The following is a 13,673-nucleotide window of genomic DNA, read 5'->3' on the forward strand; positions in this document are numbered from 1 at the left end:
TCATTCGTTCTAACGAATCGAGGACATGTTATTCGCGCCCATTTGTACGGAACTGAAGTTTAAGGAATCGGAGAGACGTTATTTCGTCCATTTGGTCGATTTTTAAAGTTCTGGCGACATTTTATAGAGATATAAGATGACTGAGATTCGTTACCCGGTGCATTTTTTTAAAATCTGCCTTATAACATGACTGAGATTCGTTAGCGCTTGGAGCGAGGGGGATCATTCCTTTTGAGACAGCACCTTATATAGAATCGTCACAGAGTTCAGCTCCGGAGGAAATTGGATTAAAAGGGGGAGGCCTGATTGACCCATTCACGCAAGCGCAAAAGAGGGGGGCCGCTCGCCAGAGAGGCCCAGATCGCAGGTTGGCTGTTTGTATCGCCGATGGTGCTGGGGTTTACCCTGCTGCTGTTGTTTCCCATGGGTCTCGCGTTATACATGAGCCTGACCGATTGGCCGCTGCTGGGGGATCATCATTTTATTGGATTGGAGAATTACCGGGATATTATGACAGACGCGATGTTCTGGAAAGTGCTCGCCAATACGGTTTATTTCACAGCGGGGCTGGTGCCGCTTAATATTGTGCTCGCCCTGCTGCTCGCGTTGTTGCTGTCCAGAAATCTGCGGGGCATCGGAATTTTCCGAACCGCCATCTTTGTTCCGGTCATGACCTCGTTGATCGTATGGGCCATCGTGTGGAAGCTGATGTATGCGACAGAGTCTGGATTGATTAATCAGCTTCTGTTGATGCTGGGCATCAAAGGTCCGGCCTGGCTTTACAATCCGGATTTGGCAATGCCAGCGATTATCGTGACAAGTGTGCTGAAAAATGTCGGTCTGAATATGGTGCTGTTCATTGCAGCGATTCAGCAGGTACCGCGTTCACTGTACGAAGCAGCAACATTAGACGGGGCGGGCAGAAGGGGAACCTTCTTTCACGTCACGCTGCCCATGATCACGCCAACCGTGTTTTTGACAGTAGTCATGACCGTGATTGGTTCACTCAAAGTATTTGGGCAGATCTACGTGATGACACAGGGCGGGCCGAGCAACAGCACAAAGGTATTGGTTTATTATATCTGGGAAAAAGCATTCAAATTATTTCAGTTTGGCTATGCTTCTGCTCTCGCATATGTGCTGTTCTTTATCGTGCTAAATCTGACGCTGCTGCAATGGCAGCTCCGAAAGAGGTGGGTGTTCAATGAAGGCGATGCCTAGTCCTTCGGGGCGGAAGATAGGAAGTAATCTGGGGACGTATTTGTTGCTGACCCTGATTTCCCTCATTATGATTGTGCCATTTATCTGGATGATATCGACATCATTCAAGGAACCCCAGAGCATATTCACCTATCCACCGCAGTGGATACCGGAAACATTCCGATTTCAGAACTATATCGATGTCTTTCGATTGATTCCGTTTCACCGTTTTTATTGGAACAGTATCTACATTTCTGCGTTGGTTGTGCTGGGAACAGTATTTTTTGCTTCTCTCGCTGGGTACGCATTCGCCAAAATTCCGTTTAAGGGACGTAATGTGGTATTTCTCATCCTGCTAAGTGCGATGATGATTCCCCATGAGGTGACAGCGATACCGATGTTTCTGTTCATGCGACAACTGGGGTGGATTGATACCCATCTTCCTTTAATTTTGCTGCCGATCTTTGGTGCGGGTGGTGTGTTTGGCATCTTTGTGATGCGGCAGTTCTTCATTACGGTACCAACTGAGCTGGAGGAAGCGGCGATGATTGACGGTTGCAACCGATTCCGAATATATGCGCGAATTATGCTGCCTATTGCCAAGCCGGGTATGGCTACGCTGACGATCTTCACGTTTGTGACGATCTGGAATGAGTTCTTCGATCCGTTGATTTTCATTAACTCGCGTGATCTAATGACGCTGCCGCTTGGATTATCTCTCTTTACAGATGAGGTGGGCACAGCCTGGCAATATCTGATGAGCGCCACCGTCATGGCAACCTTGCCACTGTTAATTGTCTTTTTCCTGGCACAACGGCGCTTCATTGAGGGCGTCGCCATGACGGGACTGAAAGAGTAAGCCGTGCAATACGTGCAATAGAACGGAAGGAGGGACAACATTTGCGTGAACGGATGAGCATGAAAAAGGAAGAGGCAGATGTCGTTATTGTGGGAGGGGGTCCTGCGGGTATAGCGGCAGCCATTGCGGCTGGACGGCAGGGTATACGAACAGTGCTGGTGGAGCGATACGGATTCGTGGGCGGGATGTCAACCGCTGCTATGGTCTATCCCTGGATGACTTTTCATACAGAGCGTGGTGAGCAGGTTATTAAAGGTATTGCACAGGAGATCGTGGATCGTTTGCAGGCACGTGGTGGCTCTCCGGGGCATCTGCGCGATACGGTTGGATTTGTGCATACCGTTACGCCGTACCATCCAGCCATCTTTCAGGTGGTTGCGGCAGAGATGTTACAGGAGGCTGGTGTCCGGCTGCTGTTACACAGCTTTGTGGACGAGGTGGTCGCTGTAGATGATATGGTGGAAGCGGTGCGAGTGACCAACAAGTCTGGACGAAAGGAGTTCCAGGCGAACGTATTCGTGGATGCAAGTGGTGATGCGGATCTGGCTTATCTTGCGGGTGCTTCTGTGGCAAAGGGGAGAGATGGCGACCATCAGTCACAGCCGATGACCATGAAATTCCGCATGCGTGGTGTGGATCTTGGACGAGTGAAGCAATACATGCTGGAGCACCCGGAGGATTTCTATGTGAAAACTCCCTTTGCTGAACTGGACAGCATTCCGTTAACAGGGGTGAGTGGCTTCTACTCCCAGTGGAAAAAAGCAGATGTGCCGATTAATCGCGACCAGGTGTTGTTTTTTACCGGACCGGCAGAGGATGAAGTGCTGATTAATTGTACGCGGGTGCAGGGACTTGATGCGACGGATGCCGAGGATCTGACATCTGCGGAACAGGAAGGGCGGAAGCAGGTGCTGATGATCGCTGAGTTTTTGCAGCGTGATGTGCCTGGATTTGAACGGGCTTCGATCTCGGCAGTAGCGCCGCAGATTGGTATCCGTGAATCCAGACGAATCATTGGGCATTATGCGTTGACCAAGGCTGATGTGGTTGCAGGACGAAAGTTCGACGATGTGATCGCTAGAAGCGGTTACCCGATTGATATTCATGACCCTTCGGGTCAAGGCGTTGTGGCTGCCTTTATAGAGGGAGACGGGGCATATGATATTCCGTATCGCTGTCTGATCTCTCGCAATATCCGCAATCTGCTGGCGGCAGGACGCTGCATCTCCACCACACATGAGGCGCATGCAACGACAAGGTTGACTCCAAGCTGTATGGCTACCGGGGAGGCCGCGGGAACAGCGGCTGCACTCACAGTGAAGATGAAGCTGGACCCGGTGGAACTGCCGATCGAGCTGTTACAGGCGGAATTACGTCACAACGGAGCGGCGATCTAGCAGATGAGTTGATTGTGGACGAATTGGGCAAATCGGGTGAATCATTAATAGTGGGAGTGGGTGTTTATTTAATTCGCGGTGGTGTAAATTTTAACGAACCTGAGACGTCTAATACGGGGCTATAAGCTGAAATGGAAAATGTAACGAATCTCAGTGAAGTTATTTTACTCAAAACCCTGAAATAGGGGGTAAAAGCAGGGTGAATCGGAAGAATAGAGCGTCTACGATTCGTTAGATTAGGAAATGTCCCGAAAAAGGCTAAATAAGCTTCCCTCAGTTCGTTACAAATTGGTGGGAAGCTCGTGAATTGATGAGCATAACTGTAGCCCCAAAGACTCCAAATCACACTGCTAGGTGGGTTTAGAGTCTTTGGGGCGCTCTCATTCTTTTCATCCATTGGTTCTATCCTTCATATCTAGTCCTTCGCATCTAATCAATCACGAGGTCTCGGTTCCGTCATGCTCCTTCATGTTTCGTATTATCTCATGCCTTATTCTCAGCGCTTCATTCATTCATTCATTCAATTCATCCGTGCCTCAAGTCGTCTTGCGACAATGGACAGCGCGTAGTTGATGACAAAATACAATACGGCTGCGAGCAGCAGGGCCGGGATAATGTAATCGAAACTTTGACCGCCAAGGATTTGCACGTTGTGCATCAGCTCCGGCAGAGAGATGATGATCGCCAGTGAAGTATCCTTCAGGAGTGAGATGAATTGGCTGACCATCGGCGGAGACATGCGGCGTAGCGCCTGTGGCATGATGATGCCACCGAGAGTCTGCATGTAGCTGAGGCCCGAGGAGCGGGCAGCTTCCACCTGACCGCGCTCAACGGACTTCAGACCGCTACGGACGATCTCGGCGATCATCGCGCCTTCAAACAGACTCAGTCCAACAACTGTGGACCAGAAGACGGACATTTTAATCCCGAGCTGCGGGAGTACCATGTGGATGAAGAAAATGATGAGCAACAGCGGCAGATTCCGGATCGTATCCACGATCACTGCCACGATCTGTGACAGAACAGGGATACGGGTAAACCGGATCGTACCCAGCACAGTGCCGAGCACAAAGCTGAATATAATGGATAACCCTGCTACCTGCAGGGTTATCAGGAATCCTTGAAGCAGGAAACGAAGGTTGGGCCACGCATAGGCCCCGCTAAAGTCCATATTTTATTAGCCTCCTTCTGTATGTAGGAATGGAATATCGAAGATCAATAGATGGGGCATGGACTGTGTATAAAGCAACTCAAGCACCGTAGCAGTGAATTACAATATGCACTGTGACATGATCACCAATGCCAGTAAAACACAGACGATCCAGTACTCATTTAAACCACATGGACAAGCCGATATTTCTCCCTAAAAATCTGCGGAGGTACAAGTCGATCAGTTACATGGTGACCTGACCTGCCGGTTTGTTCTTTTTCGGTTTGCCCTTGGTGCTGCGCGCCTCTGCATCGCTCTGTCCAAACCTGCGCTCCATATAATGCACCAGGAAGCTGAGTGGTAGCGTCAGCACCAGATAGAACAGCGCAACAATGGTGTACACACTTAGCGGCTGGAACGTATCCGAGTTAACCAGGTCGGCAAAATACATAAGATCCATACCGGCGACAACGGCAAGAATGGATGAGTTTTTGACCAAATTGATAAACTGGTTGCCGATGGACGGCAACACAATCTTGATGGCCTGGGGCAGAATGATCAGGTTCATGGCCTGTACATAGGACAAGCCGGAAGACCTTGCTGCTTCCAGTTGTCCACGCGGCACCGTCTGAATGCCCGCTCGGATCGCTTCGGCAATGAAAGCGGCCGTATAGATGGTTAGGCCCAGAGTGCCGGAGACAAACCCATCCAGCGAAATGCCGAGTGCAGGCAGTCCAAGATAGAAGAAAAACACAACCAACAGCAATGGGATGTTTCGGATAAATTCCACAAAAGCCGTGCCGATCCAGTTCAGCGGTTTCACAGGGGAAATCCGAAAGATAGCCAGGATCGCGCCAAGGATAAAGCTGCCAATGAGAGCCATAATGCTCACTTGAATCGTATTCAGGAATCCTTCCAGAAAACGATCCGAGTGTCGCATCAGTACGCTGAAATCCAATGTGCCCATATAGGCGAAGCCTCCGTTCTCCAGATGTAGAAACGGCGATTACGTCTGCTCATGCTTCGCATCCAGCAGACGAATTCGCCGCTTACCTATCTTAATTCGGGTTACTCGGGCTTCGCGCCCAGCCATTTCTCATGTAATGTGTCATATTCCCCGCTGTCTTTCATGCTTTTGAGCAGCGCGTTGACTTCCTCCACGAAGGCAGTGTCGCCTTTGCGAATGGCCATACCATAAGGTTCGCTTGTGAAATTGCCACCAACCAATTGGAAGCTGTTATCCGTCTGTTGCATACCGATGAGGATGATGTTATCTGTGGTCAGCGCTTCGCCTTTACCTGCTTTGAGAGCAGTGAATGCATCCTGATAGTTATCGAATTCAAGCACCTCAGCATCCGGGGCTTTCTCGCGAATGTTCTGAGCGGATGTGGAGCCTTTCACCGCGAGTACTTTCACCCCGCTGAGGCTTTCCAGGCCGGTAATTGCACTGTCGTTTTTCACCAGCAGGGACTGGCCTGCTTCAAAATAAACATCACTGAAATCCACCTGTTCCTTACGCTCATCCGTAATTGTCATCGTGGCGATGATGATGTCGATGTCTCCATTTTGCAGCATGGGAATACGCGTCTTGGAAGTGACCTCTTTCAGTTCAACCTTTGTCTCATCTCCAAGGATCTGTTTGGCGAGTGCTTTGGCGATATCAATATCGAACCCTTCAACGTTGCCACTTGCAGGATCTTTCAAGCCAAACAGCTTCGTATCGTATTTCACACCGGCAATGAGCTTGCCGCGTTCCTTAATCCGCTCAATCGTGCCTTTCGCCTCGGCGTCGCCACCACCGCTCGCTGAAGGTGTATCTGTACCTGTACTACAACCTGACAATACAAGGGAGAGAATGAGGACAAGCATAAATGATGGCCATTTCAATAATTTCTTCATGAATAAAGACCCCTTTCAAAATGGAATAGTGAATTATTCTCAATGATGAATCAGACGGCTCAGGAATTGCTGTGCTCGTTCTTCTCTGGGGTTGTCAAAAAATTCAGCAGCGTTGGCCTCTTCTACAATTCGGCCTTCGTCCATGAAGATGACCCGGTCCGCAACTTCGCGTGCGAATCCCATCTCATGGGTAACAACGACCATGGTCATGCCATTATGGGCAAGGGAACGCATGACATCGAGGACTTCCCCGATCATCTCGGGATCGAGAGCAGAGGTTGGTTCGTCAAAAAGCATGATTTTGGGCTCCATGGCGAGTCCTCTGGCGATGGCTACCCGTTGTTGCTGTCCACCGGACAACTGGGAGGGGTAACTGTCTGCTTTGTCGGCAATGCCCACCCGGGTCAGATACTTCATTGCTGTTGCGGCTGCCTGTTCTTTGGGTTGTTTACGCACCTTCATGGGTGCAAGGGTAATGTTATCGATGACTTTTTTGTGAGGATAAAGATTGAAGTGTTGAAATACCATGCCGATGTCACGGCGGAAGAGGTTAATGTCCACCTTTTTCTGATGTAGAGGAATCCCACTGACGACAAGTTCACCTTCGGTAATGGTCTCCAAGCGGTTAATACAGCGGAGTAACGTGCTTTTGCCGGAGCCGGAAGGTCCGATAATGACGACGACTTCTCCTTCTTCAATGTGAAGATGGATATCCTTGAGGACATGAAAATGACCGAAATGTTTCTGGACACCCCTAAATTCAATCAAGAGTACACCCCATCCTTTCTGCAACGTCTGTGTGTAAAAGGAATAATAAGGAATAAATTGAAACTAGTTATTTAATCATACATAGTCATCCTGCTTATGGCAATTGGTTTGTGATAAAACATGACATAAGTAATGGGTTCCCTAGGGCTATAGCCAGAAAATGTGTTATATATCTGTCATGTTATTAAACTCCTTGTGACGAATCCTGACAGAAAAATGAATCTATTCTCCTAGTTGCTTTCCAACCTTTGGAATAGTTGTATAGAGTATACTGAAAGTGATGTTTGATTTATGACTCTGATTAACAAAACAAATAGCATCAAGTTCCACGTGTACATGGCAAGAAAGCTCAACCCTACACGTCATGCCATTGATATGATGGAGCGAGAGAGCGTCCGTTTGAACGTAAGTAAGGAAAGTAAAAGCGATGTATTGATCCCATAACAATTCCATTACATGTAGAGAGGATGATTCTGCACGATGAATACATATCACTCCCCAATGTCGACAGGAGCAAGTGCCCAGTCCGATGTTCGAGCTTATGAAGCTAATTTGCCCGTCATTCCTGCTCAGGATTTTCAGCTTACAGACTATGGAGCTGTTGGAGACGGCGTAACAGATAATACGGAGATGTTCCGACTTGCCATCGCTTCATGTGCTGAAGCAGGAGGTGGGAGAATCGTAATTCCTGCCGGGGTATGGCTCACAGGCCCGATTGTAATGCGTAGCCGTATCGAGCTACATGTGGAAGCAGGGGCACTGGTTACGTTTAGCCGAGATTTTGATCAATACCCATTAATTGCATCAAGCTTCGAAGGTTGGCAAGTGGTACGTTGCCAATCCCCGATCGATGGTGATCAACTGGAGGATATTGCGATTACTGGTGAGGGGATATGGGATGGGGGCGGGGAGGCATGGCGTCCGGTGAAACGCTCCAAAATGACCACTTCACAATGGAACCAATTGGTCGCTTCCGGTGGTGTTGTAGAGCAATCCGGCGGAGATGAAGAAATCTGGTGGCCTACCACAGCTGCACTTGAAGGCGGCACCATCGCAAATCGATTGCATCAGGAGCAGGTACGTGATGTCTCTGCCTATGAAGAAGTCAGAGACTTTTTACGTCCCAACATGGTCAGCTTGCGCAGATGTAACCGGGTATTGCTGGACGGTCCAACGTTCCAGAACTCGCCTGCATGGAATCTGCACCCCTGGGCATCTGAGCATGTAACTATTCGTAACGTGAGCGTACGGAATCCGTGGTTCTCACAGAATGGAGATGGGTTGGACATTGAATCCTGCCGTCATGTGGTGGTGGAGCAAAGCGTATTCGATGTTGGCGATGATGCAATCTGTCTGAAATCAGGCAAGGATGCCGAAGGTCGTGAGCTGGGTCTTCCATCGGAGTACATCACCATTCGAGATTGCACGGTGTATCATGGGCATGGTGGTTTCGTGATTGGCAGTGAAATGTCCGGCGGTGTGCGGCATGTGCGTGTGTCGGATTGTACATTTATCGGAACCGACATTGGACTTCGCTTCAAAAGCGCACGTGGACGCGGCGGGGTGGTAGAGGATATTCAGATTGAGCGCATATATATGAAAGATATCATTATGGAAGCGATCTCGTTTTCCTTTTTCTATGCAAATCAGGAAGGGTCTGGACGGGGCAGTGATCTGTCTCAGGAGATTAGTGAAGAGACGCCAGTGTTCCGGGATATTCGAATATCGGATGTGGTCTGTGCCGGTGCCGACACTGCGTTGCTTGTGAGTGGATTGCCGGAACTGCCTTTGGATGGGGTGATCATCCAGCGTTACAATGTGCAAGCTCGCTGTGGTATCCAATGTGCTCATGCGAAACATTTGCATATCGCTGAATTGCAGGCGCAGATCACGGAAGGTCCGCTGGTTCATTTGCACCAGTGCAAAGGGGCAGAGTTAGAGAGCATTCATGGCAAAGGCGCAGATGGCCGACTTCTGATGGTGACCGGACACGAGTCCGCAGGCATTGTATGTCGTGAAGGCGATGCTGACACAGACGGTCGTCAGATCTCTGTGGGTCCCGAGGTACGAAGTGGTGTGATCATTCGGAGGTAAAAGGTATGTAGTAGGGTTTATACAAGTTGGTCCAATTCAGCCGTAGTGGTGCAGCCATGATCCAGTATTCGTGATGCTTTTTGATATAAGGAGTACGTAATCTCTGGAGCGAGGCCACCCACTCGGCTTTTATATGAAGTTATCTGATGATCTACCGGTGTTCCTTGCGATAGCGCAGCGGTGTTGTACCGGTAACCTGTTTGAATGTTTTGTTAAAATGAGCCGTATGCTCAAATCCTACCTTCTCTGCGATCATCTGGACACGTTCTTGTGTGGTCAGCAATCTTCGTTGTGCCTCCCGGACACGAACAACCCGCAAATATTCGCTAAAGCGAAACCCGGTAAACCGGCTGAACATTCGGCTCAGATAGGATGGACTGATATAAAAACGATTTGCTGCACCCTCCAGCGTAAGTGGTTCGGTATAGTTTTTATTCACATAAGTGACAATTTCACTGATTTTGTCCTGCATCGGATGCAAGGGACCGGGGCATGACTGCCGGATGTTCTCCTCTACCCGATGAATACGGATCAAAAGTTGGGCAAGCAGACTTCTTACGGCGATCTCATAGTGAGGGCGTCGCTCTTTGCATTCTTGCAGCATCTGCCACAATATACGCTCCATCTCGGGCTGTTCCGCTTCAGGCAGGCGAAGGAGTCTTGAACAATTAAAAGGCAGAAGACCACATATGCCAAGTTCCATCCCCGTTGCAAAAGCAGGCGAAAAACCGATTAATATCCGTTCGAAGCCGGGAATACTTCCTTTGGAAGTGGTATGTACATCGTGTGGATTAATCAGAATAAAATCACCCTTGCGGGCGGACAGTATCTGACCATTCATGGAATACACTCGTTCACCTTCAAGTAAGTAATACAGTTCGTAGAATGGATGAGCGTGAGGTTGTGGCATACCATTTCCATCATGTCTTCGCATATGTTCAATGGTAAATGAATGTTCACCAATTCGGTATTTGGGTCCAATCCGATCCTCTATGAGACTCATGGTACAGCTCCCCTCTGCTTCACGGATTAACAACGATATCCATATCATAACGGAACATCCATCTTTTTGTAAACGCTATCATTGGAAATCGTGTGCTGTCAAGGTGACAAAACTTGAATGATGTTTTAGAGTAGGGAGAGAGAGGCGAAACTCTGGTTAAGGAGTGTCTCCAATATGATTTGGAAGGAAGGAAACAGGTTATGACGACACATGAATTATCGCCATTGGTTGCTGCGCTCAATATGCAACCTCACGTTGAAGGCGGTTGGTATAAGGAAGAGTGGAAGGCATCTTATCAGATTCCACAGTCCGTTCTGCCGGATACATACTCCGGCCCACGATTCTCGGCAAGTTCCACGTATTTCCTGCTACACGCACATGAAATCTCCGAGTGGCACACGGTTCTGTCCGATGAACTTTGGCTGTGGCACAGCGGCAGTCCGGTTGAACTGAAGCTGGGCGGCAACGGGGAGAATCCTGAGAACGAGGAAGTTCTTGTTCTGGGGATGGATATTGCTGCGGGGCAATCACCACAGGTGCTCGTTCCTGCCGGCGTATGGCAAACCGCGCGTCCACTGGGCGATGAGCCTGTACTGGTAACTTGCGTAGTAGCGCCAGGTTTCCACTTTGATGATTTCAAGCTGGTATCCAAAGGCGAATAGGTTTTGATATGTGAAAATCCCGATCGGAGATGCTCAGGGCATCCGAATCGGGATTTTTTTGGATTGAGCGTATTAAGTATGCTAAGGTTTGTACCCAGTTCAGGGATAGATCATTCCCTTTTGAATAAGCATCACTTTTGGCAATAACTGATCACTTCGGGTTCTCGTTACTTATCCAGCTGTCCACATAAAACTCCTCATGATAATCCGGTTGCTGAGCGAGTTCTTTGAGCTTCTGTTCAGCTTCTTCAGCGGTAAGATATTCTCCAATAACTGCTGTAAACTCACCAGTGGACGTTTTGAGGAAAGAGATGTCCTCATCCGGATAGGATTCTTTAATTATACCCATCGATTCTCCAAAAGGCATTGATTCTGTACGGAGAGAGTATACCTTCCGAGGTGTGACCGGTTTACCGTCAAAAGTCAGTTTCACTTCCAGGTATCCAGGGTTCTTGAACTCCGTTACGGCATACTGTACCCCTTCTTTTAAAACAACTACGAATCCGACGGAAGAGTCGTCTAAAATCATGGAACCATAAACATCTTTCACTAAAGGCTGGGTCATGAAGTCGGCTTTGACTTTCTCTATATCCATGTAACGTGCACCGCTAAACGTGAAGAGGATACGATTCGGTGCTTCTTTGTGTACCACATTATAATGGGGTGCATCATTAGTCTGATCTTGCTCGTCGGTGCTAAAATTGATTTTTAGCGTATTTTCGGTTGCTTCCGATCCCACAGTTACTCCATCGGTAATCTTGCCGCCATCGCCGAATTGAAGTACCTGAACAATCGTTCCGACCACAGGTATTTTGACCATGGCGTTTGCGACAGTAGGAATGTTGACTATGAACAGAAAAGCGGCACATGCTGCCAGAATGGAAGCGTAGCGAATGATACGGGAGGAGCTTTTGCGAGCGGCAGCCTTTTGCTGGGCTTGACGAATAACATCTGTAAGTTGAGCTGGAATTTCAATGTTTTCGTAACGTTCTTTACCTGTCATAGATCTCCAACCTCTCCTTCGATTAAATCCATTTTTAATTTGTTGATAATCCGGTAGAATTTTGACTTAACGGTATTCTCCGACAGGGAGAGCACTTCAGCGATCTCCCGGAAACGCATATTACCAAAGAACTTTAATATAATATAGGCTCTATCTTCGGGCACGAGTCGATCCAGTGCATCATACAGATCCATTTTCTCTTCCGCGGATGCCCCTCGCTCTGGAGCCACAAACTCCTGCGCATGATCCTCCATATAGGTCACTCGCTGGTTGCGTCGAATATGATCTATCGCTGTGTTAATCACAATTCGTGACATCCAGGAATCAAAATAAGTCATGGACTCCATCTTTCCATAAGCGATGTACCCTTTATAGACCGCTTCGGATACGATATCCAGCGCTTCTTGTTCATTTTTAACATAGCAGTATGCCAGTCGATATAATTTATTTTGAATCTCTGTTATTTTTTCGCTGAACTGTTCTTCTTTTGTCTTTCTATGGTTCAGTCTAATCACTCCTGATCCCCCCTGATAAACCTAAATATTCAAGTCACCGCGCGTTCCAGGCCTGGATTCTATATAAGTGCTTGAGTTCGCTTGACACTCGTTAGACTGATGAGGAGACAAAATAGTTCTAAACGTTCAAAAAACTTTTTTTCTTTCGGCCCTGAACAGGATAACGAGCCTCGCCTCCATTCTTATCAACGAATAGTTTGCCTATAACATCACATATCAAAACACCCGCTCTTCCAAGATCGAAGGCGGGTGTAATCGAATTAATCTGCTTATATTAGAAGTTAAAGTTGTCTGGATCAGAACCAAAGCGTTTGTTCTCGTTCAGACCGTTAATCTGCTCTACTTCTTCCGAAGTTAACTCAAAATCGTAGAGATCGGCATTCGCGCGAATACGCTCAGGCGTGACGGATTTCGGTATGGTCACGATGCCGTTCTGCAGATCCCAGCGCAGAATCACTTGTGCCGGGGACTTGCTGTATTTGGCTGCGATGTCCTTCAGCAACGGATGATCCATCAGATGACCTTGTCCGAGCGGAGACCAGGCTTCGATCTGAATCTGATGTTTGTTGCAGTACTCACGAAGCTCTGACTGAATCAATAGTGGGTGAAGCTCCACCTGATTAACTGCTGGTTTGATCGTGGCATCGATCATCAAGTCTTCCAGATGGTGAATCTGGAAGTTGCTCACACCGATCGCCCGGATGCGTCCTTCTTTATGGAGTTTCTCCAGCGCTCTCCATGTATCTTTGTACTTGCCCTTAACCGGCCAGTGGATAAGATAGAGATCCAGATACTCCAGTTCGAGTCGTTCCATGCTGGCTTCAAAAGCAGCTAGCGTGGATTCATATCCCTGATCGCTATTCCATACTTTAGTGGTAATGAACAGATCCTCACGAGCTACTCCAGATTCACGAATACCTTGAGCAACACCTGTTTCGTTGTTATACGCTTTGGCTGTGTCGATGCTACGATAACCAGCTTGAATGGCTGTTTTGACAGCATGAACGACTTCGTCTCCGTCTTTAACTTTGAATACCCCAAAACCCAGCCATGGCATTTTGACTCCGTTATAGAGCGTGGTTGTGTCCTGCACGTGTTTCATGGTCCGAAATTCCTCCTCTTA

The 13,673-nt window shown here is 48.2% G+C and carries 13 protein-coding genes; 5 read left to right on the plus strand and 8 right to left on the minus strand.

Annotation, left to right across the window (positions count from 1 at the left end):
* Window positions 1-306 precede the first annotated feature (306 nt).
* The 3 genes from MKY44_RS02150 to MKY44_RS02160 are packed head-to-tail and all read left to right on the plus strand — an operon-like array spanning window position 307 to window position 3,456.
* Window positions 307-1,221: a carbohydrate ABC transporter permease gene (locus MKY44_RS02150; RefSeq protein ID WP_341005874.1), complete on the plus strand. Its 915-nt coding sequence runs from the start codon at window positions 307-309 to the stop codon at window positions 1,219-1,221.
* Window positions 1,214-2,059, plus strand: a complete 846-nt coding sequence (locus MKY44_RS02155) for a carbohydrate ABC transporter permease (protein ID WP_445670669.1) — start codon at window positions 1,214-1,216, stop codon at window positions 2,057-2,059. The genes MKY44_RS02150 and MKY44_RS02155 overlap by 8 nt, the downstream gene beginning before the upstream one ends.
* 59 nt (window positions 2,060-2,118) lie before the next feature.
* The gene (locus MKY44_RS02160) at window positions 2,119-3,456 is read left to right on the plus strand and encodes an FAD-dependent oxidoreductase (protein WP_341009763.1); all 1,338 of its coding nucleotides are present in this window, start codon (window positions 2,119-2,121) and stop codon (window positions 3,454-3,456) included.
* Between the two features lie 520 nt (window positions 3,457-3,976).
* On the opposite strand, the gene MKY44_RS02165 is transcribed toward MKY44_RS02160, so the two are convergent.
* The 4 genes from MKY44_RS02165 to MKY44_RS02180 all read right to left on the minus strand — a co-directional run bounded on the left by MKY44_RS02165 (window position 3,977) and on the right by MKY44_RS02180 (window position 7,273).
* Window positions 3,977-4,627, minus strand: a complete 651-nt coding sequence (locus tag MKY44_RS02165) for an amino acid ABC transporter permease (protein ID WP_017691038.1) — start codon at window positions 4,625-4,627, stop codon at window positions 3,977-3,979.
* A 223-nt stretch (window positions 4,628-4,850) separates the two neighbouring features.
* Window positions 4,851-5,573 carry an amino acid ABC transporter permease gene (locus MKY44_RS02170; RefSeq protein ID WP_036616642.1) on the minus strand — a complete coding sequence of 241 codons (723 nt, stop codon included), beginning with the start codon at window positions 5,571-5,573 and terminating at the stop codon, window positions 4,851-4,853.
* Between the two features lie 101 nt (window positions 5,574-5,674).
* Window positions 5,675-6,505: a transporter substrate-binding domain-containing protein gene (locus MKY44_RS02175; RefSeq protein ID WP_036673119.1), complete on the minus strand. Its 831-nt coding sequence runs from the start codon at window positions 6,503-6,505 to the stop codon at window positions 5,675-5,677.
* A 39-nt stretch (window positions 6,506-6,544) separates the two neighbouring features.
* On the minus strand, window positions 6,545-7,273 hold the full coding sequence (locus tag MKY44_RS02180) for an amino acid ABC transporter ATP-binding protein (RefSeq protein WP_051449904.1): 729 nt from the start codon (window positions 7,271-7,273) through the stop codon (window positions 6,545-6,547).
* Window positions 7,274-7,753: 480 nt separating this feature from the next.
* Here MKY44_RS02180 and MKY44_RS02185 point away from each other — a divergent pair, with 480 nt between their 5' ends.
* Complete coding sequence (locus MKY44_RS02185) at window positions 7,754-9,367, plus strand: glycoside hydrolase family 28 protein (RefSeq protein WP_341005876.1); 1,614 nt, start codon at window positions 7,754-7,756, stop codon at window positions 9,365-9,367.
* A gap of 151 nt (window positions 9,368-9,518) precedes the next feature.
* Here the strand turns inward: MKY44_RS02185 and MKY44_RS02190 are convergent, their stop codons facing one another.
* Entirely contained in the window at window positions 9,519-10,370 is an 852-nt protein-coding gene (locus MKY44_RS02190; protein WP_341005877.1) for an AraC family transcriptional regulator, read from the minus strand.
* Window positions 10,371-10,570: 200 nt separating this feature from the next.
* Here MKY44_RS02190 and MKY44_RS02195 point away from each other — a divergent pair, with 200 nt between their 5' ends.
* The gene (locus tag MKY44_RS02195; protein ID WP_062837177.1) at window positions 10,571-11,032 is read left to right on the plus strand and encodes a cupin domain-containing protein; all 462 of its coding nucleotides are present in this window, start codon (window positions 10,571-10,573) and stop codon (window positions 11,030-11,032) included.
* A gap of 151 nt (window positions 11,033-11,183) precedes the next feature.
* On the opposite strand, the gene MKY44_RS02200 is transcribed toward MKY44_RS02195, so the two are convergent.
* The 3 genes from MKY44_RS02200 to MKY44_RS02210 all read right to left on the minus strand — a co-directional run bounded on the left by MKY44_RS02200 (window position 11,184) and on the right by MKY44_RS02210 (window position 13,652).
* Window positions 11,184-12,035: a hypothetical protein gene (locus MKY44_RS02200; protein WP_341005878.1), complete on the minus strand. Its 852-nt coding sequence runs from the start codon at window positions 12,033-12,035 to the stop codon at window positions 11,184-11,186.
* Complete coding sequence (locus tag MKY44_RS02205) at window positions 12,032-12,550, minus strand: sigma-70 family RNA polymerase sigma factor (RefSeq protein ID WP_341005879.1); 519 nt, start codon at window positions 12,548-12,550, stop codon at window positions 12,032-12,034. The genes MKY44_RS02200 and MKY44_RS02205 overlap by 4 nt, the downstream gene beginning before the upstream one ends.
* A 274-nt stretch (window positions 12,551-12,824) precedes the next feature.
* A complete protein-coding gene (locus MKY44_RS02210) occupies window positions 12,825-13,652 on the minus strand; it encodes an aldo/keto reductase (RefSeq protein WP_124118025.1) in 828 nt (275 codons plus the stop codon).
* Between the last annotated feature and the right edge of the window lie 21 nt (window positions 13,653-13,673).

The sequence above is a fragment of the Paenibacillus sp. FSL R7-0026 genome, assembly GCF_038004485.1.
Lineage (GTDB): Bacteria > Bacillota > Bacilli > Paenibacillales > Paenibacillaceae > Paenibacillus > Paenibacillus xylanexedens_A.